This window comes from Streptomyces sp. NBC_00193 (genome assembly GCF_026342735.1).
Taxonomy (GTDB): Bacteria; Actinomycetota; Actinomycetes; order Streptomycetales; family Streptomycetaceae; genus Streptomyces; species Streptomyces stoeckheimensis.
On sequence record NZ_JAPEMM010000001.1, the window covers coordinates 5,179,481 to 5,200,934 of the forward strand.

Annotated in this window: 20 protein-coding genes; 10 read left to right on the forward strand and 10 right to left on the reverse strand. The window is 73.8% G+C overall.

Translation table 11 applies throughout. The features are described from left to right. Nucleotides 1-32 precede the first annotated feature (32 nt). A complete protein-coding gene (locus OG898_RS23085; protein WP_250740286.1) occupies nt 33-425 on the forward strand; it encodes a GntR family transcriptional regulator in 393 nt (130 codons plus the stop codon). A gap of 4 nt (nt 426-429) precedes the next feature. Here the strand turns inward: OG898_RS23085 and OG898_RS23090 are convergent, their stop codons facing one another. Both OG898_RS23090 and OG898_RS23095 read right to left on the reverse strand, forming a co-directional pair. Further along, nucleotides 430-972, reverse strand: a complete 543-nt coding sequence (locus tag OG898_RS23090) for an FABP family protein (protein ID WP_250740287.1) — start codon at nt 970-972, stop codon at nt 430-432. Nucleotides 973-1,202: 230 nt separating this feature from the next. Further along, nucleotides 1,203-2,303: a DUF5925 domain-containing protein gene (locus tag OG898_RS23095; RefSeq protein WP_250740288.1), complete on the reverse strand. Its 1,101-nt coding sequence runs from the start codon at nt 2,301-2,303 to the stop codon at nt 1,203-1,205. A 218-nt stretch (nt 2,304-2,521) separates the two neighbouring features. On the opposite strand from OG898_RS23095, the gene OG898_RS23100 reads away from it, so the two are divergent. Then, nucleotides 2,522-3,322, forward strand: a complete 801-nt coding sequence (locus tag OG898_RS23100) for an SGNH/GDSL hydrolase family protein (RefSeq protein ID WP_250740402.1) — start codon at nt 2,522-2,524, stop codon at nt 3,320-3,322. Nucleotides 3,323-3,371: 49 nt separating this feature from the next. On the opposite strand, the gene OG898_RS23105 is transcribed toward OG898_RS23100, so the two are convergent. Continuing rightward, nucleotides 3,372-5,060, reverse strand: a complete 1,689-nt coding sequence (locus OG898_RS23105) for a serine/threonine-protein kinase (RefSeq protein ID WP_266958990.1) — start codon at nt 5,058-5,060, stop codon at nt 3,372-3,374. A 299-nt stretch (nt 5,061-5,359) separates the two neighbouring features. Between OG898_RS23105 and OG898_RS23110 the strand changes: the two genes are divergently transcribed. Beyond that, nucleotides 5,360-5,629, forward strand: a complete 270-nt coding sequence (locus tag OG898_RS23110; protein WP_030720225.1) for a hypothetical protein — start codon at nt 5,360-5,362, stop codon at nt 5,627-5,629. A 72-nt stretch (nt 5,630-5,701) separates the two neighbouring features. On the opposite strand, the gene OG898_RS23115 is transcribed toward OG898_RS23110, so the two are convergent. After that, nucleotides 5,702-6,925 carry a CaiB/BaiF CoA-transferase family protein gene (locus tag OG898_RS23115; protein ID WP_266958991.1) on the reverse strand — a complete coding sequence of 408 codons (1,224 nt, stop codon included), beginning with the start codon at nt 6,923-6,925 and terminating at the stop codon, nt 5,702-5,704. A 126-nt stretch (nt 6,926-7,051) separates the two neighbouring features. Here OG898_RS23115 and OG898_RS23120 point away from each other — a divergent pair, with 126 nt between their 5' ends. Continuing rightward, nucleotides 7,052-7,819, forward strand: coding sequence for a hypothetical protein (locus OG898_RS23120; protein WP_266958993.1), 768 nt, complete (start codon nt 7,052-7,054; stop codon nt 7,817-7,819). Nucleotides 7,820-7,833: 14 nt separating this feature from the next. On the opposite strand, the gene OG898_RS23125 is transcribed toward OG898_RS23120, so the two are convergent. Further along, nucleotides 7,834-8,622 (reverse strand): ABC transporter permease, encoded by a 789-nt coding sequence (locus OG898_RS23125; RefSeq protein WP_266958995.1) that lies wholly within the window; start codon nt 8,620-8,622, stop codon nt 7,834-7,836. Continuing rightward, the gene (locus tag OG898_RS23130) at nt 8,619-9,587 is read right to left on the reverse strand and encodes an ATP-binding cassette domain-containing protein (protein ID WP_266958997.1); all 969 of its coding nucleotides are present in this window, start codon (nt 9,585-9,587) and stop codon (nt 8,619-8,621) included. Before OG898_RS23130 ends, OG898_RS23125 begins: the two co-directional genes overlap by 4 nt. Nucleotides 9,588-9,657: 70 nt before the next feature. On the opposite strand from OG898_RS23130, the gene OG898_RS23135 reads away from it, so the two are divergent. Further along, a complete protein-coding gene (locus OG898_RS23135; RefSeq protein ID WP_266958998.1) occupies nt 9,658-10,383 on the forward strand; it encodes a TetR/AcrR family transcriptional regulator in 726 nt (241 codons plus the stop codon). A gap of 163 nt (nt 10,384-10,546) precedes the next feature. On the opposite strand, the gene OG898_RS23140 is transcribed toward OG898_RS23135, so the two are convergent. Further along, nucleotides 10,547-11,692: a type ISP restriction/modification enzyme gene (locus OG898_RS23140; RefSeq protein WP_266960399.1), complete on the reverse strand. Its 1,146-nt coding sequence runs from the start codon at nt 11,690-11,692 to the stop codon at nt 10,547-10,549. 167 nt (nt 11,693-11,859) lie between these two features. On the opposite strand from OG898_RS23140, the gene OG898_RS23145 reads away from it, so the two are divergent. After that, nucleotides 11,860-12,021 carry a hypothetical protein gene (locus OG898_RS23145; RefSeq protein ID WP_250740294.1) on the forward strand — a complete coding sequence of 54 codons (162 nt, stop codon included), beginning with the start codon at nt 11,860-11,862 and terminating at the stop codon, nt 12,019-12,021. 31 nt (nt 12,022-12,052) lie between these two features. Here the strand turns inward: OG898_RS23145 and OG898_RS23150 are convergent, their stop codons facing one another. After that, the gene (locus OG898_RS23150) at nt 12,053-12,856 is read right to left on the reverse strand and encodes a GntR family transcriptional regulator (protein ID WP_266958999.1); all 804 of its coding nucleotides are present in this window, start codon (nt 12,854-12,856) and stop codon (nt 12,053-12,055) included. Nucleotides 12,857-12,866: 10 nt separating this feature from the next. Further along, nucleotides 12,867-14,192, reverse strand: a complete 1,326-nt coding sequence (gene hmgA, locus OG898_RS23155) for a homogentisate 1,2-dioxygenase (RefSeq protein ID WP_266959000.1) — start codon at nt 14,190-14,192, stop codon at nt 12,867-12,869. Between the two features lie 271 nt (nt 14,193-14,463). Here hmgA and OG898_RS23160 point away from each other — a divergent pair, with 271 nt between their 5' ends. The 4 genes from OG898_RS23160 (at nt 14,464) to OG898_RS23175 (ending at nt 19,712) form a co-directional block, all read left to right on the forward strand. After that, entirely contained in the window at nt 14,464-16,623 is a 2,160-nt protein-coding gene (locus OG898_RS23160; protein ID WP_266959001.1) for a right-handed parallel beta-helix repeat-containing protein, read from the forward strand. Between the two features lie 143 nt (nt 16,624-16,766). Next, on the forward strand, nt 16,767-17,585 hold the full coding sequence (locus tag OG898_RS23165; RefSeq protein ID WP_266960401.1) for a hypothetical protein: 819 nt from the start codon (nt 16,767-16,769) through the stop codon (nt 17,583-17,585). Then, nucleotides 17,582-19,042, forward strand: a complete 1,461-nt coding sequence (locus OG898_RS23170; RefSeq protein WP_266959002.1) for a hypothetical protein — start codon at nt 17,582-17,584, stop codon at nt 19,040-19,042. Before OG898_RS23165 ends, OG898_RS23170 begins: the two co-directional genes overlap by 4 nt. 49 nt (nt 19,043-19,091) lie before the next feature. Beyond that, nucleotides 19,092-19,712 carry a TetR/AcrR family transcriptional regulator gene (locus OG898_RS23175; protein WP_250740406.1) on the forward strand — a complete coding sequence of 207 codons (621 nt, stop codon included), beginning with the start codon at nt 19,092-19,094 and terminating at the stop codon, nt 19,710-19,712. Between the two features lie 73 nt (nt 19,713-19,785). Here OG898_RS23175 and OG898_RS23180 read toward each other — a convergent pair whose 3' ends face one another. Beyond that, nucleotides 19,786-21,171, reverse strand: coding sequence for an AMP-binding protein (locus tag OG898_RS23180; RefSeq protein ID WP_266959003.1), 1,386 nt, complete (start codon nt 21,169-21,171; stop codon nt 19,786-19,788). Nucleotides 21,172-21,454 lie beyond the last annotated feature (283 nt).

Consider the following 21,454-nt stretch of genomic DNA (forward strand, 5'->3'; position numbering starts at 1 on the left):
AATTTCCCGGCGGATGGGGGACAATCGGCCGCGTGACCTCGACTTCTCCGCACCTGAAGATCCGCATCGACGGCGCTCCGGGCGCCGCCGCCCCGTACGAGCAGCTGCGCTCCCAGATCGCCGCCGGGGCGCGGGCGGGCCGGCTGCCCGCCGGGTTCAAACTGCCGACGGTCCGCGGGCTCGCGGAGGACCTGGGGCTGGCGGCGAACACGGTCGCGAAGGCGTACCGGGCGCTGGAGTCGGACGGCGTGATCGAGACGCGCGGCCGGGCCGGCAGCTTCGTGGCGGCCTCCGGTGACGGTCCCGCCCGGGAGGCGGCCACCGCCGCGCAGGCCTATGCGGAGCGGGCGCGACGGCTGGGCCTCACCTTCGACGAGGCGACCGCGGCGGCGCTGGACGCGCTGCGCGCGCGGTACGCGGACTGACCGGTCAGTCCTTGCGCGGGAACAGCCGGGCCTGGAGGTGGTGCTGCATGGGCTGGCCCACCGCGGCCATCTCCTGCACGATCGTCAGCCCGCCCTCCTCGAGCGCGTACCGGCGCCGCATGCCGGTGACCTCCTTGGCCCGCGGGGTCAGCCCCACCGTGTCGGTGGCCATCTCGATCTCCGTACCGGAGACCCGGCCGACGTACGTCTCGACGATGCCCGTCGGGTGGGCGAGCGTGACCTCGACCGAGGCGTCCGGGAGGATGCGCCACCATCCGGTCTCCCGGCCGGCGGGGCGCACGGCCGTGCCGGACTCGTCGATCAGCCACGCGCGGGACTCGTAGACGAGGAAGGGCCGGCCGTCGTGGCCGAAGGTGATCTCCTGCTCGTACCGGAACCCGTGCTCCAGGGTCGGGTACTCGCCGCTGCCCCGTCCGTGCCAGCGCCCGATGAGGCCGAGCACCGGCTGGAGCTGCGGGTGCGGCTCGGGGCCCTCGCCGAGGACGTGGCTGTCGGGGAAGGGATTCTCCTGCGCCGGTTCGAGCACGGTGCGTTCTCCTGTTCGTGGGTCCCCCGGAGGTGCGGACGGCCGGTGGGGGCCTTCGGCCGCGCCCCCATTGTCCTCGCCGTGCGCGCCGGACCCGTGCGCGCCCCGCGCGGTGGGATCCGTGGGCCGGGCCGCCGCACCTGCGCGTGCCGCAGCTACGCATGCCGCACCTGCGCGGGCCGCACCTGCGCGTGCCGCAGCTACGCGTGCCGCACCTGCGCGGGCCGCAGCTACAAGTACAGCCCGGCCTCCGTGTCGTGGCCCTGCGGCGGCAACAGCGCGGCGGGGCCCGACGCGCCGCGGCGCAGGGCGTAGAGCTCCGCCAGCGTCGCCCCCTCGCGGGAGATGCCCTCGTCGGTGCCGAGCCAGTCCACCGCCTCGCGGTGCGTCAGCCGGCCGATCTCGATGCGGGCGAGGCACCGCCCCGGCCGGACCACCGCAGGGTGGAGCCGCTCCAGGTCCTCGTTGGTCGTGACGCCCACCAGGACGTTGCGGCCCTGGCCGAGGAGACCGTCCGTGAGGTTCAGCAGCCGTGACAGCGCCTGCCCGGCGGTGTGCCGGGCCTCGCCGCGGATCAACTCGTCGCAGTCCTCCAGGAGCAGCAGCCGCCAGCGGCTCTTCGCCGTGCCCTCGTCCTCACCGATCGCGATGTCCATCAGGTAGCCGATGTCGTTGAACAGCCGCTCCGGGTCCAGTACGCAGTCCACCTGGCACCAGTCCCGCCAGGACCGGGCGAGCGTGCGCAGGGCGGAGGTCTTCCCGGTGCCCGGGGGGCCGTGCAGCAGGAGCAGCCGGCCGGCGATGTCGTCGGGGGTGACCTTCATCAGCCGGTCCATCGCCCCGGCCACCGGAGCCGTGTAGTTGGGCCGCACCTCTTCCCAGGTGCCGGCCGCGATCTGCCGGGTCGTCCGGTAGGGGCCGCGGCGCGGGGAGACGTACCAGAAGCCCATCGCGACGTTCTCGGGCTGGGGTTCGGGCTCGTCCTGCGCGCCCTCGGTGGCCTCGCCGAGCACACCGGCGGCGAGTTCCTCGCTGACCGCCGTCACGGTGACGTCCGCGCCCCGGCTCCAGCGGGAGACGAGCATGGTCCAGCCCTCGCCCTCGGCGAGGGTCGCGCTGCGGTCGCTGTCGCGGGCCGAGCGCAACACCGTGGCCCCGGACGGCAGCAGGGTCACGCCCGGCTTGACCCGGTCGATCGACACGCTGTGCGAGTGGGGCTGCTCGCCGGACGCGAAGCGGCCGAGGAACAGCGCGTCGACGACGTCCGACGGGGAGTCGCTGTCGTCGACGTTGAGCCGGATCGGCAGCGCGTCCTGAGGGTTGGCTGGCATGGCGCCCATGATCCGGCACGAACTGGCCTCATGCACCCGTGTTTCGCTGGATCGGGTGGCGGGATTCCCTCTTCAAACGCCGTGCGGGTGAAGATTCGCGCCGCATGTCCGCCCCGAACATTCTTGGCATGGACACTTCCAGCCGACCTCGGTTCCTTGTACCACGGACTCAGGAGTAACTCCGGAGTAACCCCCCACAAGGAGCCGCACACATGAGCATGAAAATGCCTCGTTTCGCCGCCTTGGCCTCTGCCCTGTTACTCGCCGCGGGCGCAGCCCTGTTCGGAGCCGGTCCGGCGAACGCCGCCGCCGACTTCGGCTACGTCGCCCTCGGCGACTCCTACTCCTCCGGCGTCGGCGCCGGCAACTACGACAGCGCCAGCGGGAACTGCAAGCGCACCTCCCGCGCCTACCCGGCCCTCTGGGCCGCCGCACACTCCCCCCAGACCTTCTCCTTCGCCGCCTGCTCGGGCGCTCGTACGGGTGATGTGATGAGCGGCCAGCTCACCCCGCTGAACGCCGGCACCGACCTCGTCAGCATCACCATCGGCGGCAACGACGCAGGATTCTCCGACGTCATGACCACCTGTGTGCTCCAGTCCGAAGCCACGTGCGTCAGCCGGGTCAACCAGGCCAAGGCGTACGTCGACTCCACCCTCCCCGGCCAGCTCGACCAGGTCTACAACGCGATCCACAGCCGGTCCCCGGGCGCCCGCGTGGTCGTCCTCGGCTATCCCCGCTTCTACAAGCTGAACGGCACCTGCGTGGCCGGGCTGTCGGAGGGCGAGCGCGCGGCCATCAACGGCGCCTCCGACTACCTCAACGCCGCCATCGCCAAGCGCGCCGCCAACCACGGCTTCGCCTTCGCCTCGGTCGCCGGCGCCTTCACCGGGCACGAGATCTGCTCCGGCAGCGAGTGGCTGCACAGCCTCAACTGGCTGAACATCGGCGAGTCCTACCACCCGACCGCCGCCGGACAGTCCGGCGGCTACCTGCCGGTCTTCACCAACGCGGCCTGACGCGTCACGGCCTGACGCGTCACGGCCTGACATGTCACGCAACGGCGCGTCACGGACTGGCCGTCGGACCCGGGTTCGGTGACGGGGAAGAGGTGGGTCCGGACGTGCTCGGAGAGGAGGCCCCGCCCGTCGGGGTCTCCTCCTCGCACGTCACCGAGAACTCCAGCCAGGCCGAGGCCGCCTCCGACGGCGCCCGGACCTCCAGCCGCACCGCGTCCTCGAAGGTCGCGTCCGGGTCGTGCGTCAGCTCCGTGTGGTCCAGCCGTACGCTCGTCGGCCCGCCCGCCGGGTACGCGAGGGTCCGCCAGCCGGGGCCCGAGGTCCGCCCGCTGCGCGTGGCCCACCGGTACTCCACCATCGCCGGGGTCCGCTCCACCGCCACGGTGGCGGTGAAGGCGGGCGCCTTCGCGGCGGGCGCCGGGCACTCGCCGCGGTAGGCGTCCCGGAGGGCCTGGACGGCGGACAGGGTGATGCCCGGCGGCGGCGTCGCCGAAGGGGAGGGGGAAGGGGAGGCGGAGGGCGGGGGAGACCCGCTCGGAGACGGGGTCGGGGAAGGCGAAGCGCTCTGCGTGACGGTCGGTGCGGTCGTCGCCCCGCCGTCGCCGTCGCCGCCCGCGTTGCGGTCCTTCAGCAGCAGCCATCCCAGCAGCACCACCACCGCGAGCAGCACCACGATCCCGCCGCCCAGCACCAGCCCGGCACCGTTCCCCCCGTCCCCCCCGTTCTCCGGGGAAAGCGTCCGCCCCGACCCGGTACCGGGCGGCGGCGGCAGCGGCGGGGTGGGGTGGCCGTACCGGTTCTGCATCACGGAGGTCGGGTCGTCCGCGCCGATCCCCGCCCCCGCCGTAGGGGCCGTCGCGGGACCCGACACCGGTCCGCCGGAGGCGCGTACGGTCCCTCCCGCGCCCACGATGCGCAGCATCCGGGCCGCCTCGGCCGCGGACAGCCGCTCCGCCGGATCCTTGACCAGCAGCCCCTCCAGGACGGGCGTCAGCGGCCCGGCCCGCCGCGGCGCCGGGAAATCCTCGTCCACGACCGCCCGCAGCGTGGCCACCGGGGTCTCCCGGTGGAAGGGGGAGACCCCCTCCACGGCCAGGTACAGCATCACCCCGAGCGCCCACAGGTCCGACCCGGGGCCCGGCTCGCGGCCCAACGCCCGCTCGGGCGGCAGGAATTCGGGGGACCCGACCACCTCACCCGTCATGGTGATGGCGGTGGAGCCCTCCAGGCTCGCGATCCCGAAGTCGCCGAGCACCACGCGGCCGTCGTTGGCGATCAGCACGTTGCCCGGCTTGACGTCCCGGTGCAGCACCCCCGCCTCGTGTGCGGAGCGCAGGGCGGCCAGTACCTGTTCGCCGATGTGCGCGGTCCGCTGCGGGGTGAGCGGCCCGTCGCCCTCCAGGACCTCCGCGAGCGAGAGTCCCCGTACGATCTCCATCACGATCCAGGGTCGGCCGTCCTCGGTGGCCACGTCGTAGACGGTGACCACGCCCCGGTGCGAGACGCGGGCCGCGGCCCAGGCCTCCCGCTCCAGGCGCCGGTACATCCGGGTCACCTCGGCCTCGTCCATCCCGGCCGGGGCGCGCACTTCCTTGACGGCGACCTCGCGCCCCAGGACCTCGTCCCGGGCCCGCCACACCATGCCCATCCCGCCGCGGCCGAGCGGGCCCAGCAGGCGGTAGCGTCCGGCGATGACGCGGTCGCCGGCGCCGTCCCCGTTCGACGCGGACTCAGTCACCGAAAGCCTCATTCACGCGCGCCCCCAAGAGCGTTACCGGACGATCACTCCAAGTTAGCGCAGAGCGTGCGCCGTGGCTCCTGTCGCGACAGGAGTCACGCAGCCGGTGCCGATGCGGTTCCATGTCCCCCGAACCCCGCCGGATTTCGCGGAGAGTGACGATCGACTCCGCTGAGTAATCGTCAACTCCCGCTCGCCACACGGGCAATTCACACCACCGGGATACCCGTGCGCGACGTGGGGACGATAGGGTTACCCTGCCCGGTGGGCCGGGTGCCCTCATACGGGTGGGGAGAGACATGGAACAGATAGCAATGCGCAGCAGGCCGCCTCGCGTGCCTGCCATCACATGCGGCAGTGGTGCGACCAGTTCGCGCCTCGACCGTCACCTCGCCGTGCTGGGCGGTCCCGCCGTCCCGCACCGCGAGACCGCCGAGGCGACGCTGCTCATGCGCGAGCTCACCTCGCGCGACCACACGCACCGGCTGCGGAGCCGGAGCGCGCGCGTATCGCTCTTCGCGCCGCTGCGGAGGCTCCGGCGCACCCTCTTCGGCAGCCGCCGTTCGTAACCGTCCGGTCGGGGGGCGTTCCCGCCCCCGCAGCGCCGCCGCTCCGTACCCGGCCTGATCAACCCTGCCCAGTCAGCGAACCACACCGTCCCGGCGCAATGCCGTGATCTGTTCGCCCGTCATCCCCAGGGCGTGCAGCAGGGCTTCGGTGTGTTCGCCGAGCGCGGGCACCGCACCCATGTGCGGTGCCGCGCCGCCGGGCAGTCCGATCGGCGGCAGCAGGGCCCGCAGCGGGCCCGCAGGCGAGCCCACCTCCCGCCAGCGGTCCCGGGCTTCCAACTGCGGGTGTGCGGCGAGCTGCGCCACCGAGTTCAGCCGTGCGCAGGCGATGCCCGCGGCCTCCAGCCGCTCGACCGCCGCGTCCGCGCCGAGCCGGCCCAGCGCTTCGGCGACCACCGCGTCGGTCTTCTCCCGGTTCGCGGTCCGTGCGGAGTTCGTCGCGAACCCCGGATCGTCGGCCAACTCCGGCCGTTCCAACAGCTGTTCGGCCAGCCGCCGCCATTCCCGGTCGTTCTGCACCGACAGCAGCACCCGGTCGCCGTCCGCCGTCGCGTAGGCGTCGTAGGGCGCGATCACGGCGTGCGCGAGGCCCGTCCGCACCGGCTGTTCCCCACCGTGCATGGTGTGGTGCAGCGGGTGCCCCATCCACTCGGCGAGCGCGTCGAGCATCGACACCTCCACCCTGCCGCCCCGCCCGGTGATCCCGCGGCGCAGCAGGGCGGCGAGCACGCCCGAGAAGGCGTACATGGCGGCCGCGATGTCCGCCGCCGGGATGCCCGCCTTGACCGGCTGCTCCGGAGTGCCGGTCACCGAGACCAGGCCGGCCTCGCACTGGACGAGCATGTCGTAGGCGCGCTTGTGGGCGTACGGGCCTTCGGGACCGTATCCGGACACGTCCACGGCGACCAGCCGGGGGTAGCGGGCGCACAGCGCGGCGGAGTCGAGCCCGAGCCGGGCGGCCGCCCCCTGGGCGAGGTTCTGCACGAACACGTCGGCCCCGTCGAGCAGCTGGTGCAGGACCTCCCGCCCGCGCGGGTCCTTGAGATCGAGCGCGAGCGACTCCTTCCCCCGGTTGGCCCACACGAAATGCGAGGCGAGACCGTGCGCGGCGGTGTCGTAGCCGCGCGCGAAGTCCCCGCCGTCGGGCCGCTCGACCTTGATCACCCGGGCGCCGAGGTCGGCGAGCTGGCGGGTGGCGAAGGGCGCGGAGACGGCCTGCTCGACGGAGACGACGGTGATGCCGTCGAGGGGGAGGGGGTCGGTGGCGTGCGTGTCGCTGTGACGGTCGGGTGTCATGACGCCCTGCCTACCGGCCTGGAGGGGGATCTGTCACCACACGGGGTGACGGCATCCCCCATTCCTGGCGATTTGTCTGCGTATGGTATGGCGCTTCGTCCCTCGACTCGCACCGAAGGGTTGCCCATGAGGCGCCCGACCGCACTCGATCAGCGCTCCCCGATCCGGCGGGTGGCGGTCGTGGCGATAGCTCTGGTTGCCGGGCTCGCGCTGGCTGCCGGTCCGGCGCCCGCCGCGGGCCTCGCCCCGACGCCGCTGAACATCTCCGTCTCCAACGCCAACGGGACCGTGACGAGCCTGGCTCCGGACTGCACGAGCGGACCGCTCACCGAGTCCCGGCGCATCACCGGCAGCCAGTCGGTGCCCGCCGGGCTGTTCTCCTCGCTGCCCGGTCAGCTCGCCTTCGACCTGCCGGTCAACCTGGGCGCCACCCAGGCGGCGCTGCGGGGCAACGACGGGCGCGTCACGCTGACCAACGCGCGCGGCACCCTGACCCTGGCCCTGAGCGCCGGAAGCTGCGCCGCGCCGACCCTCGCCCACAGCGGGAGCGCGATCTCCGGGGGCGGCACCTGGGCGGTCGTCGCCGACACCACACCGGGCAACTCCTATCGCCAGGCAGCCGGTTCGGGCACCTTCAACCTCGTCAACACGGGAAGCTCCGTCGGCACCGGCCGGCTGTGGACGCTGAACCTCATCGGCTCGGCGGATCCCCTCCAGCCCACGATCTCCGTGACCCACCGCGCCTTCTGGGGCGGCCCGTTCGCCTACCTCTCGCGGACCCTGAGCGTGGAGTACCGGATCCGGAACAACGGACCCGGAGACGCCTTCGGCGTGGTCCTGAACGACGCGGCCACGAGCTCCCCGGGGGTCACCCGGATCGGCCCGGTGCCGTAGGGGCCGGATCGTGCTCAGCCGAGGCCACGCGCGAACCGGCGCGTGGCCGCCGGCACGAAGAGCGCCAGCAGGACCAGCGACCACAGCAGCGCCCCGGCGACCGGGTGCGCGACCGGCCAGGCGGCGCCCGCGGCGGCCTCGCCGCCCGCGTTCCCGCAGAGCCGGCGCACGGCCGTGGCGACCGCGCTGATCGGGTTCCACTCGGCGGCCGTACGCAGCCACCCCGGCAGCCCGGCCGTCGGCAGGTACGCGCTGGAGAGCAGCGGCAGGACGAAGGTGGCGCTGCCGAGCTGCCCCGCCGCCTCCTCGCTCTTGCTCAGCAGACCGAGGTACGTCCCCACCCACGCGGTGGCGAACCGGAACAGCAGCAGGACGCCGAAGGCTCCGAGGGCCCCCGGGAGCCCGTTCTCCGCCCGCCAGCCCATGGCCAGCCCCACCAGGACCAGCGGCACCATCGAGAGGCCGGTGGTCAGCAGGTCCGCCGCCGTCTGCCCGAGCGGCACCGCGCTCCGGCTCATCGGCAGGGTCCGGAACCGGTCCATCACCCCGCGGTGCGCGTCCTGGGCGGCCGTGAACATGCCGGTCATCAGTCCGTTCGCGGCGGTGGCGGCGAGCAGCCCGGGGACCAGGAACTGCCGGTACTCGGAACCGGGCATGGCGAGCGCGCTGCCGAAGACGTAGCCGAAGAACAGCAGCATGGTGACCGGCATGGTCTGCGTGAGGATCAGCAGGCCCGGGGCGTGCCGGGCCTTCTGCAGCTGGCGGGTGAGGACGGCGCCTCCGTCGGACAGCAGGGTGCTCATGCGGCGTTCTCCTCGAGTGCGGTGGTGGGACGGGCTCCGGTGAGGCGCAGGAACACCTCGTCGAGGGTGGGCGGGCGCAGACTCGCGTCCGTGACGGCGATCCCGGCCGCGTCGAGCGCCCGGACGATCTGCGGCAGCGTGAGCCCCGGGTCGAGGACGGTCGCGCCGACGGTGAGGCGCTCCCGGTCCAGCGCGGGCAGACCCCCCGTCAGCCGGTCGAGTACGGCGGCCGCGTGCGCGAGCGCCTCGGCCCCGTCGACGCAGACCTCGGCGTAGGCGCCGATCAGGGCCTTGAGCTCGGCAGGGGTGCCGGTGGCGGCCGCCCGGCCGTGGTCCACGACCACGATGTCGTCGGCGATCCGGTCGGCCTCCTCCAGGTACTGGGTGGTGAGCAGCACGGTGGTCCCCTCGCGCGCGAGGTCGCGTACCGCTTTCCAGATCCGCTCGCGGGCCGCCGGGTCGAGGCCGGTCGTGGGCTCGTCGAGGAACAGCACGCGGGGCCGGGTGACCAGTCCGGCGGCCAGGTCGAGGCGCCGGCGCATCCCGCCGGACCAGGTGCCCGTCACCCGGTCGGCGGCCTCGGTGAGACCGAACTCCTCCAGCAGCTCGTCGGCGCGGGCCCGGACGGCCCGGCCGCGCAGTCCGGCGAGTCGGGCGAAGAGCCGGAGGTTCTCGGAGCCGGTCAAATCCCCGTCGACGGAGGCGAATTGGCCGGTCGCCCCGATGGCGCGCCGGACGGAGGCCGGGTCCCGGGTCACGTCGTGACCCGCGACGAGGGCGCGGCCGGCCGTGGGCGTGGTGAGGGTGGTGAGGATCCGGACGGCGGTGGTCTTGCCCGCGCCGTTGGGGCCGAGGAGGCCGCACACCGTGCCCGGCGGTACGGCGAGGTCGAGGCCGCGCAAGGCGTGGACCGGTCCGTAGCTCTTCTCCAGACCCTCACTAAGTACAGTGTACGTAGTAGTCATGTGGTGCACCCTACCTGACTACGTACGCCGTACGTAACTACGATGGTGGAGATGGACGAGGTGATGAGCGATGACACCCAGCGGCCGCTCCGCTGAACCCGAAGTGATCTGGGCCCGCCCGCCGCGGGCCGGCCGCGGCCCCCGGCCCGCCCACAGCCGCGACTCGATCGCCGCCGAGGCGGTGCGGATCGCCGACGAGGAGGGGATCGACGCCGTCTCGATGCGGCGCGTGGCGGCCGGGATCGGCGCCGGGACCATGTCCCTCTACAACTACGTGCCGCGCAAGGAGGACCTGTACGAGCTGATGGTCGACGCGGTCAGCGGGGAGTACGACCTCGCCCCGCCGACCGGCGACTGGCGCGCCGACCAGCTCGCGCTGGCCCGCCAGACCCGCGCCCTCATGCACCGGCACCCCTGGCTGCCCCGGCTGCTGAGCCCGGTCTACGGATTCGGCCCGAACGCCCTGCTGTACCTGGAGTACAGCCTGGCCTGCCTGGCGCCGCTGGACGCTCCGGGCGGAGAGAAGCTGGAACTGATCGCGGCGGTCAACGGCACGGTCGCCACCTTCGTGGCGGGCGAGCTGGCCCTGGCCGAGCGGGCCCGCCAGCTCCCCTGGAGCGAGGCCGAGGAACAGGCCGTACGGGCGGCCTGGCTCGGCTCCCGGCTGGTGACGGGGGAGTACCCGCTCCTGGCCGGCGTCCTCGCGACCGCGCCGGGCGTCCCGGGTGAACTGCCGGATCCGGCAGCGGTGTTCGACCGCTCGGTGTCACGCCTCTTGGGCGCCTGGGGCGCCTGACGTCTTTCCAGCTGTCCGGCGCTTGAGTCTTTTCAGCCGTCCGGCGTTTGAGGACCGGGGTCCGGGGCGGAGCCCCAGGGGGGGCCGGGCGAAGCCCGGGGAACGGTGGAAGGGCGGGTAGGGGACAGCCCCGCAGGGCCACCCGCCCCGAGGCCCCCGCGCCTCAGAGCAGCGCGAACTGCCCGCCCGGCCCCTCCTCCTGGTGATCCAGCACCGAGGCCGGCCGCCGGGCCCAGTCCGGCGGCGGCAGCACCCCGCCCGCCCGCAGCTCGGCGGCGGTCAGCGTCGGCCCCACCTCGAACGCCGCCCGCTCCGGCTCCAGTTCGGCCAGCAGCGCCAGGGTCGTCACCAGGGCCAGCAGCTCCGAGGTCCAGCCCTGCGGCCACTCGGCCGGACCCACCGCTTCCAGCCCCTCGGCCTCCGGGTCCCGGTGCGCGAGCCGGGCGGCGAACCAGGACTCCAGCACGCGGACGCCGTGGACCTCGTACTCCCACGCCCCGGCCGGTACGGGCGACACGGTGCCGCCGCCCGGGCCGCCCCCGACCGTCAGGGTCTCGCTCTCCGGGTCGTACGCGAGCTCGCGCGGCCACGCCGGCAGCGCCGAGCGGACGTACGGCCGGCGCCCGCCGGGCAGCCGGGGCGCCTCGCCGCCGCGGGCCCCGCGCAGCCGGACGGAGAGCAGCCGGTGGCCCAGCTCCAGCCCGGCCCGCCAGCGCGTGGCGTCGGCGGTGAGGGGGACCTCGTACCCCCGGGGGCCGGGGCGGCCGGCGGCGAGGATCCAGCAGAGCACGTCCTCGGGGGTGACCCAGGTCCCGTACCGCTCGCCGAGCAGGTGCTGCAGCCCGGGGGCGAGATTGGGCTCGGCGCCGCCCGGGCGGCGGTGCAGCGGGCGGATCCGGCCGAGCCGGCCGGCCGGGAGGTGAGCGGTGACCAGCAGCGCCGCCGACGGCGCCGGCTCCACGGCGAACAGCTGGTGCTCGTCCAGCACCCGCCACAGCTCCGGGCGGGCCAGGTCGATGAGCCGCTGGTCGGGCAGCAGCCACTGTTCGTCGAAGGGCTCGCGCAGGATCCGTACGGGGTCGGGGCGGGGCCCCGGCGTGTCCGCGAAGCGGGCCGTGGAACCGGAGCGCTGACCCGGCAGCGCCGCCGCCCCGGCGCCCGTGCTCCGCGCCCGGGTCGGGCGGAACAGCCGCTCCCGCTCGGCGCCCTCGGCGGCGGCCAGGGCGGCCCACCGGGCACGCAGGGTCGCCGGATCGGGGGCCGCGACCCAGGCCCGTCCCAGGCGCAGGGAGCCCACGGCCCAGGGCATCAGATCGTCCAGCAGCGGGGTCGGATCGTCCGGCAGCGGGTCCCGCGGGGATGCGTCAGCGCTCACCCGGCCGATGGTAGCGACGCCACCCGGTGACCGGGCCGCGCCCAGGCCGGAGAGTTAGGCTCGCTATGTAGGGATCTGCACGCAGGACCCGGGAGGCGGACATGAGCCAGTACGACGAGTACTCGACCCCGTCGCAGGCCGAGGGTGAGCGGCTCGACGAGGACCTGGACGAGAAGCAGAAGAAGCTCCGCCACGCCCAGACGCAGCGGACCACGCCGTCCCAGGCGGAGGGCGAGCGCGGAACGGAGGACGATCAGAAGTAGCCCCCCGCTCCGAGCGCGGGCAGCGGTGCGCTCAGTGCGCGTCGACGGTCACGGTGAAGGAGAACCGGTCCCCGCGGTACCGGATCCGCGCCACGTCGACCACCCGGCCGGCGCCGTCGTAGGTGACGCCCGTGTAGTGCAGGATCGGGCTCAGCAGCGGCACGCGCAGCAGCTCGGCCGTGAGCGGGTCGGCGAGCCGCGCCTCCACCGTGTCGGTGATCCGGCTGATGTCCACCTTCACGATGTCCCGCAGCACCTTCGTCATCGGCCAGCGCTCCAGATCCGCCAGGTCGATGGCATCGGCGAGCTCCGGGCGCACCGCGTTCTCCGCCCAGTTGGTCGGCTCGCCGCTCTCGCTGTCGTGCCGGAGCCTGCGGTACGTGACCACCTCGGCGGTGTCCGGGAAGTGCTCCAGCAGCTCCCCGGACACCGCCGTCCGCTCGTGCCCCAGGATCGTCGTACGGTCGCCCGACTGCTGCGCCACGATCGCGTCGACCGACCCCAGCAGCTGGACCGGGGCCCCGCGCAGCGCCGCCGGCTCGATGAAGGTCCCGCGCCGCCGGTGGCGGCTGATGAGCCCCTCTGCCTCCAGCTCCTTGAGCGCCTGCCGCATGGTCAGCACGCTCACCCCGTAGTGCTCGGCGAGCTGCTCCTCGGTGGGCAGGCGCAGCGAGGCGTCGGCCGTGCGCCCGAGTATCGAGGCGCGCAGCGACTGGGAGACCTGGTACCAGAGCGGCAGCTTCCGGTTCAGTACCAGCGAGTCGGGGGCGAAGGCGGTCACGGGTGGTTCTCCGTAGGACGGTGTGGGCGCGGCGGTGGCGGCGCCGCGCGGCATGCTCGTGATGTTAGGCGCGGAAGTGGCGCTCCAGCCCCTGCCAGACGTCGTCGTATCCGCCCTGGAGGTGGTCCGCGCCGGCCGCCTGGGCGGTGGCGGTGATCGGCCAGCGGGTCTCGAACATGAAGGCCAGGCCGTCGTCGATCTTCTGCGGCTTCAGCTCGGCGGCGCTCGCCCGGTCGAAGGTCTCCCGGTCGGGGCCGTGCGCGGACATCATGTTGTGCAGGGAGCCGCCGCCGGGAACGAAGCCCTCCGCCTTGGCGTCGTAGGCGCCGTCGATGAGCCCCATGTACTCGCTCATCACGTTGCGGTGGAAGTACGGCGGGCGGAAGGTGTCCTCGCCGACCAGCCAGCGCGGCGCGAAGACCACGAAGTCCACGCCCGCCAGGCCCGCCGTGTCGGAGGGCGAGGTCAGGACCGTGAAGATGGACGGGTCGGGGTGGTCGTAGCTGATGGAACCGAGGACGTTGAAGCTGCGCAGGTCGTAGACGTACGGGACGTGCGTGCCGTGCCAGGCGACCACGTCGAGCGGGGAGTGGTCGTAGGTGGCGGTCCAGAGGTTGCCGCAGAACTTGTTCAGCACCTCGGTCGGCCGCTCGGCGTCCTCGTACGAGGCCACCGGCGCACGGAAATCGCGGGCCGCGGCGAGCCCGTTGGCGCCGATGGGGCCCAGGTCGGGGAGCTCGAAGGGGCGGCCGTAGTTCTCGCAGACGTACCCGCGGGCGGTCTCGTCCTGGAGCTCCACGCGGAAGCGGACCCCGCGCGGGATCAGCGCCATCTCGCCCGGCCGGGCGCTCAGCAGGCCGAACTCGGTGCGCAGGAGCAGCCCGCCGCGCTCGGGGACGATCAGCAGCTCGCCGTCGGAGTCGCTGAAGGCCCGGTCGGTCATGGAGGCGTTGGCGGAGTAGAGGTGGATGGCCATGCCGGAGCGCTGGGTGGCGTCGCCGTTGCCGCCGAGGGTCCACAGGCCCGCCAGGAAATCCGTACCGGGGGCCGGGTCGGGCAGCGGGTTCCAGCGGAGCCGGTTCGGGTCGGCCGGGGCCTCCGTGAAGGGCGCGCTGCGCAGGGCGCCGTTGTCCGCGGCCAGGGTGAAGCGCGGGTGCGCGGCCGAGGGGCGGATCCGGTAGAGCCAGGAGCGGCGGTTGTGGGAACGCGGCTCGGTGAACGCGCTGCCGCTGAGCTGCTCCGCGTAGAGGCCGAGGGGGGAGCGCTGGGGCGAGTTCCGCCCGATCGGCAGCGCACCGGGGACGGCCTCCGAGCTGTGCTCGTTGCCGAAGCCGGTGAGGTACTCCAGCCCCTCCGCCGTCTTCCTGGCCTGCTCGCTGCCGCCGCTCATTGCACGCTCCCGGTCTGCCGAAGGAATCCTATGCCTGACAGTAGGATTCCTGGGCTCGCGCGTCAACGGGGGATTCCGATCAGTCGGCCGATAGCAGGGCGGTGGCCGGGCGACGGCCGGGCGATGGTCGGCCGCCGGACGGGCGGTGGCCGGGTCCCGGCCCCGCGACGGCCGGGTGCGGAGCGGGTCCCGGGTCACGACTTGGCTCGCCGGGGCCCTATTCCTGCGCGAGGGGATCCCAAAAGGTGAACATTCCTCTACTCTCACGCGCATGTCGTGGACCCGCAGGTTTCCTGCCGTGCCGGCGGCGCTCCTCGCCGCCCTCCTAGCGCTTCTGTCCCTCCTCGTCGCCGCGCCCGCCGCGAGCGCGCACGAGGAGCGCCCCGTCGACCTCCCCGACGGCTCCGGCTCCGTCCCCGCCTACCGCACGGGCGAGCCCGACCTGATCGTCTGCAAGACCGACCGGCCGGCCTTCGAACGCCGGATATCCGCCTTCCCCGACGCCCTCAGGCAGCGCAACCTCGTCCTCTACGAACGCTGCGAGAAGAACGGCTTCCGCGACCTCCAGGCGGCGGTCGACGCCGTGGACCGCCCGGGCATGAACATCGCGATCCTCCCCGGCCTCTACGAGGAGGAGCCCTCGCTCGCCGAGCCGACCGCGGAGTGCGCCTCGCTCAAGGCGCCCAACTCCTCGCTCGGCTACCAGATCCTGACCTACGAGCAGCAGGTGGCCTGCCGCCACAACCAGAACCTCGTCGCCATCCTCGGCAAGACCGGCCTCCAGATCGAAGGCACCGGGGCCTCCCGCCAGGACGTGGTCATCGACGCCAAGTACCACAAGCTGAACGCGATCCGCGCGGACAAGTCCAACGGCATCTACTTCCGCAACTTCACCGCGCAGCGCACCACCTTCAACTCGCTGTACGTCCTCGCGGGCGACGGCTTCGTCATCGACGACGTACTGACCCGCTGGAACGACGAGTACGGCTTCCTGACCTTCGCCAGCGACCACGGCCTGTACAAGAACTGCGAGTCCTACGGCAACGGCGACTCCGGCATCTACCCCGGCAGCGCCTCCGACATCAACGACGGCCGCGGCTACGACGTCCCCCGCTACTCCATCGAGATCACCGGCTGCCGCAGCCACCACAACATGGTCGGCTACTCCGGCACCGCGGGCGACTCGGTGTACGTGCACGACAACGAGTTCGACCAGAACATGGGCGGCGCCTCGATGGACAGCGCCTTCCCCGGCCACCCCGGACTCCCGCAGAACCACGCCCGCTTCGAACGCAACCTGATCCACGACAACAACGCCGACTACTACCACTACGTCGCGGACGGCACCTGCGCCAAACCGCCCGCCGAGCGCGGCTACGAGCAGGGCGTGGTCTGCCCGCAGATCTCCATGCCCCCCGGCACCGGCATCATCACCGCCGGCGGCAACTGGAACCTCTACGAGAACAACTGGGTGTACGGGCACCAGCGCGCGGGCTTCTTCCTCTCGGCCGTGCCCGCCTTCATCCGCGGCGAGGAGGAGCTGTCCAAGCAGACCGACACCTCCCACCACAACCGCTACGCCGGCAACATCCTGGGCAAGGACAAGTCCGGCGCCTCCCGCCCCAACGGCATGGACGTGTGGTGGGACGGCCAGGGCCGGGGCAACTGCTGGCAGCAGGGCCCGGACGGCTCCACCCCGGGCACGCTCCCGCAGTGCGGCGAGCGCCGCGGCGCGGTCTCCGGCGGCTCGGCCCGGCTCGCCGGCGAACCGGTGAAGCTGGCCCAGCTCCTCGTCTGCGCCGACTACAGCGTCCAGGCGCGCAAGCTTCCGGCCGGCTGCGACTGGTACGGCTCCCGGGGCCTCCAGCGGGTGGAGACCCAGCTCGCCCTGGCCGTCGCGGCGGTCCTCCTCCTCGTCGGCGGCCTCCTGTGGTGGCGCCGCCTGCGCCACTCGCGCCCGGCCGGGGTGGCCGCGCTGCTCGGCCTCGCGGGCCTGGCCCTGGACGTGGCCGGCTCCACGACGGGCCTGGTCGGCACCTTCGTCCCGGCGCTGGCCCTGCTCTGCCTCGGCCTGTGGTGGACCGGCACCGGCCTCGCCCTGCGCCCCACCCGGCCCTGGCTGGCCCGCCTGACCCTGCTGCTGGGCGCGCTCACCCTGCTCGACGCCTTCGACAAGGCCGTCCTGATGATCCCCTGGATCCCGCTCGGCCCCGCCTGGATACGGTCCCTCGTCGCGGTGGTCTGGATCCTCTGGGCCGTCATCGCCGCAGCCCGCCCCGGGGGCGCCCCGGCCCGCCCGGCGGGCCCCGGTGGAGACCCGGCCGGCGACCGGGTCCCCGTCCCCGCAGGCCCGGCCCCGACCCGCAGCGCAGAAACCGAGGCCGGTCCCGAGGCCGCGGACGGCGCCGCAGCCGGGGGAGACCAGCCGTGACGGGCCACCACCCGGACCACGCGGGCCACCCGGGCGGCCGCCCCGAACGGCGGACCTCGTGCGCCGTCTGCGGTACGCCGCCGCACCTGTCCCGCGGGTCCCGCCAGCCCGGCCCGTCCCGCCGGACGGGCCGCGCGGCGACGCTGCTCGCCCTGGCCCTGCTCCTGGCCGGCGGCGCGGCGACGGGCTGCGGGGGACGGGCCACCACCCACCACAAGCCCGGCACCACCCACGAGCAGGCCTCCGGCAAGGTCGGCACCCTGCTCACCGCCGACGACGGCGCCGGCCACCGGCTCCGCGAGGTCCCGGCCGAGGGCGCGCCGGAGGTACGGATCGCCGCCCGGCCGGACTCCGAGGACGGCTGGAACCTCCAGCTGACGGTGGCGAACTTCCGCTTCACCCCCGACAGCGCCGGCGGCGCCGCCCTCCCGGGTGCCGGCCACGCGCACCTGGAGCTGGACGGCCGCAAACTGGCGCGCCTGTACGGTCCCTGGTTCCACCTGCCCGCCGCGCAGGTGCCGGCGGGCGGCGGCCCGCACACCCTGACCGTCCGCCTCTACGCGGACGACCACACGGCCTGGGCGGTGGCGGGCAAGCCGGTCGAAGCGACCCTCGAACTCGCCGCCGGGTCGGGCCGGTCCAGCCACCCGCACTCCCCAGCCGCACCGTCCCCCACGCCCCCGGAGGCCGCGCAGGACGCCGACCGCACGGTGACCATCACCGTGCGGGACGGCAAGGTCAGCCCGGCCCCGGGCCGGGTGGAGCTGACGCGCGGCGAGCGGGTGGCCCTGCGGGTCACCAGCGACCGCGCCGACACCCTGCACGTCCACGGCTTCGACAAGGAACTCGCCCTGCCGGCAGGCCAGGAGGCCACCCTGATCCTGACGGCCGACCGCACGGGCCTCTTCGAGGTCGAGACCCACGAGTCCGACCTCGTCCTGACCCAACTCCTCGTCCGGTGACGCTCGCGCACGGCATCGGCTCGCAGCACGACCTGCCGATCTCCCCCTTCTACGCCTTCGCCGGTGCCTTCACCGCACTCTTCGTCTCCTTCCTCGCACTGGGCCTCCTCTGGTCGGCCTCCCGCTTCCGCGGCGACCGCTCGGGCGTGGCCCTGCCCGCGGGGCTCCAGCGGGTGGCCGACGCGCCGGCCACCCGCACCGCCCTGCGCGGGCTCGGCCTCGCGGCCTCGCTCGCCGTCCTCCTGTACCTCCTCCTCGGCCCCGACGACCCCGCCCGCAACCCCGCACCCGGCGCCGTCTACGTCCTGCTCTGGGTCGGCCTCGTCCCCGCCTCCCTCCTCCTCGGCCCCGTCTGGCGCCTCCTCAACCCCCTCCGCACCCTGCACCGCCTGCTCGCCCGGCTCGCGGGGAGGCTCCGTACGGCCCGTCCCGCAGCCGCAGTTGCCGCCGGCGCCGCCAAGACCGCCGCACGCTCCTCCCGGAGCCCGCGGCCCCCGGCACCGCACCTCGCCGTGGTGCCGGATTCCCCCGGCATGGATTCCCCCGGCATGGATTCCCCCGACGTGGATCCCCTCGGCGTGGATCCCCCTGGCCCGGAGCCCCGATCGCACCGCCCGCTCCCCGCCCGGCTGGGGCAATGGCCGGCCGCCGCCGGGCTCTTCGCCTTCACCTGGCTCGAACTCGTCTCTCCCGATCCCGCCTCCACCACCACCCTCCTGATCGCCCTGACCGGCTACGCCGCCGTCCAACTCCTGTTCGCCGCCCGCTACGGCGAACGCTGGTTCGCCGACGGAGACGCCTTCGAGGCGTACTCCGCCCTCCTGGCCCGGCTCTCCCCCCTCGGCCGTCGCAGCGACGGCCGCCTGGTCCTCCGTAACCCCTTCCACGGACTCGACGCGACACCCGAGCGGCCCGGACTCGTCGCCACCGTCTGCGTCCTGCTCGGATCCACCGCCTACGACGGCTTCTCCGACAACCCCTCATGGATCAACGCGATCCAGACCTCCCCCCTCGGCCGCACTCCGGCCGCCACCCTCGGACTCGCCGGCGCCATCGCCCTCGTCGCCGCCCTCTACTGCCTCTGCGCGGCGGTCACCCGCCTCGTCTGCGGCCCGCACCCCGGCCCGCTGACCGCCTTCGCGCACTCACTCGTGCCGATCGCCCTCGGCTATCTCGTCGCCCACTACTTCTCCCTCCTGGTAACCGAAGGGCCACGCACAGTCATCATGGCAGTGGGTACTGACAACGCCCCGGAACCCTTGTCCCCCTTGGATCCCGGCGGCCTCGCCGCCCTCCAGGTGATCGCCGTCGTGACCGGCCACGTCCTCGGGGTGATCGCCGCGCACGACCGCTCCGTACGCCTCTTCCCGCCCGCGAAAGCCGTCGTCGGGCAACTCCCGCTGCTCGCGCTGATGATCACGTACACCGTGGGCGGCCTCAGCCTGCTGCTGAACTGAGGCGGCCGAACCGGTACCGCCGCCGAACCGTGAACCCAGGAGCGGCATGATGGACCCCGTGCCCCCAGCCCACCCCCTGCGCCGGACGCCGATCCAGCAGCGCAGCGCCGACCGCCTCGCCCGGATCCTCGACGCCTGCGCGGAGCTCCTTGACGAGACCGGGTACGAGAACCTCAGCACCCGGGCCGTGGCCCTGCGGGCCGGCGTGCCGATCGGTTCGGTCTACCGGTTCTTCGGCAACAAGCGGGCCATGGCCATCGCCCTGGCCCACCGCAACCTCGACCAGTACGCCGACGGCATCGAGCAGCGTCTCGCGGACCTCCCGGACACCGACTGGCGCCCGGTCGTCGACGCGGTGCTGGACGAGTACCTGGTCATGAAGCGCAGCGTGCCCGGCTTCGCCCTCGTCGACTTCGGGGTGCCGGCGCCGCCGCCCGAGGGGCCGGCCTCCGACCCCAACCACCTGGTCGCCGTCCGCCTCACCGAACTCCTCGGCGCCCACCTCGCCCTCACCCCGGACGCCGCCCTGGAACGGGCCGTGCTGGTCGCGGTCGAGGCCACGGACGCCCTGATCCAGCTGGCCTTCCGCAACGACCCGGACGGCGACGCCGACATCGTCGCCGAAACGCGCGCCATGATGCACGCGTACCTCGCGCGCGTCCTGGACTGACGCGCCGGGGCCCGCGCCGGGGCCCGGGACCGGAGTCCAGCCCGGCCCTGCCCGTCACGGCCCGGGCGGGGGATCACCCCAGGCCGAGCGGCTGCGAAGCGCCTTCCAGGCGACCCGCCACCACCAGGTTGCCGTCCGGCGTGCGCCGCGCGAGGACGCCGGTGCGCAGGTACCCGTCGGGGGTGAAGGAGCGCGCGTTGAGGCCGGGAGCCCGGTAGTAGCCGCGGGCGGTGTAGGGGCCGCGGGCCAGGAGTTCGCCCGGCTTCCCGTCCGGGAGTTCCTTGCCGTCGGCGTCGACGACACGGATCTGATCGTCGGGGGAGAGCGGACGGCCCTGCGTCGTGAGCACGGTCTCGTCCGGATCGTCGGGCCGGGTGAGGGTGAGCAGCCCTTCGGGCGCGGCGAAGACCTGCTGGAGGCGGCAGTCCCACTCGGCGGCCACCCGCTCGGCGGTCGCGCGCTCCAGGGGCGGGGTGTTGCCGCCGATCTGCACGAGGCGCAGGCTGCTCACGTCAGCCCCGGCCCCGGCCCCGGCACGCGCGTCGAGCCAGTGCCGGGCCGCGGCCGGCGTCACCGCGGCGACGGTGACCCGCTCGCGCTCGACGGCCTCCAGGCACGCGGCGGGTTCCTGGTCCTCGACCAGGACGACGGTGCCGCCGACGGTCAGCGTGCCGATGATGCCGGGGCCGCCGAAGGCCAGGTTGAGATCGGAGGGCAGCGCGGCGAGGTACACGTCGTCCTGGGTGAGCGACACCAGCTCGGCCGCGGCCCGCGCCTGGTAGGCGTAGTCGTTGTGGGTGCGCGGAACCAGCTCGGGCGCCTCGCCGGGAGCGTCGGAGAGCAGGAAGAACGCCACCTGGCCGGCGGTCAGCGCGAGCGCCGGTTCGGGCGGCGAGTCGAGGGAGTTCAGCGGGAAGTAGTGACAGCCCGCCGTGTCGGTCGTGAAGCCGCCGTACGGGTCCGAGGTGCCCGGCGGCTCGAAGGTGAACACCCGGCGCAGGAAGGGGCCTTGCGCCGCGATCTCGGCGGCCATCGCCGTGTGGTCGAAGCCCCGGTACGTCGGGGGGCCGACGTAGCCGGTGGCCTCGGAGACCTGGACCACGTGGGACACCTCGGGCGCCCGGTGCGAGACCGGGCAGAGCACGGGGACCGCGCCGGCGCGCATCAGGGCGAACACGGTGACGACGAGCTCGGGAATGGCGGGCAGCTGGACGAGGACCCGCTGCCCGGTCCGCAGGCCGCGCAGCCGGAACCCGGCGGCCATCCGGCCCACGCGGCGGTTCAGGGCCGCGTACGTGATGCGGGTGTCGCCGTGGGCGAGCGCGGTCCGCGGTCCGTACTGCAGGGCCCAGCCGCGCAGCAGGTTGTCCAGCGTGTTGCCCCGCCAGTGGCCGGACGCCCAGTAGTAGTCGACGAATTCCTCGGGCCAGGGCGTACAACCGTCGAGCGTGGATGTCATTCGGCAATCCAAACCGTCCCCCTCCACAGGGGCAATGTGCTTTCCCGACCAAGGGCGCCGAATTGCGTCAGCAGAAGGACCAATGGGCGCCGCTGACCAGGGGGAACGGCCGGAGCGTGCGGGGGCCGGTGCGAATGCGCGAGGGGGGTGCGGCGGGGCGGCGAGGGCATGCGCGGAGCGTCCGGCTTTCCTGCGGTGCGATTCCGTGTGCCGCGGACCCTCCCCACCGTGCCTACCGGTCGGTATGCTCGGTGCCGCTCGCGCGGGTCCGGCGCCCGTGCCC

What these genes read in the sequence shown, in the direction of transcription:
- OG898_RS23095 (WP_250740288.1), bottom strand. Translation starts at nt 2,303, where the DNA reads ATGCCAGCCAACCCTCAGGACGCGCTGCCGATCCGGCTCAACGTCGAC.
- OG898_RS23100 (WP_250740402.1), top strand. Translation starts at nt 2,522, where the DNA reads ATGAAAATGCCTCGTTTCGCCGCCTTGGCCTCTGCCCTGTTACTCGCC.
- OG898_RS23110 (WP_030720225.1), top strand. Translation starts at nt 5,360, where the DNA reads ATGGAACAGATAGCAATGCGCAGCAGGCCGCCTCGCGTGCCTGCCATC.
- OG898_RS23115 (WP_266958991.1), bottom strand. Translation starts at nt 6,925, where the DNA reads ATGACACCCGACCGTCACAGCGACACGCACGCCACCGACCCCCTCCCC.
- OG898_RS23120 (WP_266958993.1), top strand. Translation starts at nt 7,052, where the DNA reads ATGAGGCGCCCGACCGCACTCGATCAGCGCTCCCCGATCCGGCGGGTG.
- OG898_RS23125 (WP_266958995.1), bottom strand. Translation starts at nt 8,622, where the DNA reads ATGAGCACCCTGCTGTCCGACGGAGGCGCCGTCCTCACCCGCCAGCTG.
- OG898_RS23130 (WP_266958997.1), bottom strand. Translation starts at nt 9,587, where the DNA reads ATGACTACTACGTACACTGTACTTAGTGAGGGTCTGGAGAAGAGCTAC.
- OG898_RS23135 (WP_266958998.1), top strand. Translation starts at nt 9,658, where the DNA reads ATGACACCCAGCGGCCGCTCCGCTGAACCCGAAGTGATCTGGGCCCGC.
- OG898_RS23140 (WP_266960399.1), bottom strand. Translation starts at nt 11,692, where the DNA reads ATGCCCTGGGCCGTGGGCTCCCTGCGCCTGGGACGGGCCTGGGTCGCG.
- OG898_RS23145 (WP_250740294.1), top strand. Translation starts at nt 11,860, where the DNA reads ATGAGCCAGTACGACGAGTACTCGACCCCGTCGCAGGCCGAGGGTGAG.
- OG898_RS23150 (WP_266958999.1), bottom strand. Translation starts at nt 12,856, where the DNA reads ATGCCGCGCGGCGCCGCCACCGCCGCGCCCACACCGTCCTACGGAGAA.
- hmgA (WP_266959000.1), bottom strand. Translation starts at nt 14,192, where the DNA reads ATGAGCGGCGGCAGCGAGCAGGCCAGGAAGACGGCGGAGGGGCTGGAG.
- OG898_RS23160 (WP_266959001.1), top strand. Translation starts at nt 14,464, where the DNA reads ATGTCGTGGACCCGCAGGTTTCCTGCCGTGCCGGCGGCGCTCCTCGCC.
- OG898_RS23175 (WP_250740406.1), top strand. Translation starts at nt 19,092, where the DNA reads ATGGACCCCGTGCCCCCAGCCCACCCCCTGCGCCGGACGCCGATCCAG.
- OG898_RS23180 (WP_266959003.1), bottom strand. Translation starts at nt 21,171, where the DNA reads ATGACATCCACGCTCGACGGTTGTACGCCCTGGCCCGAGGAATTCGTC.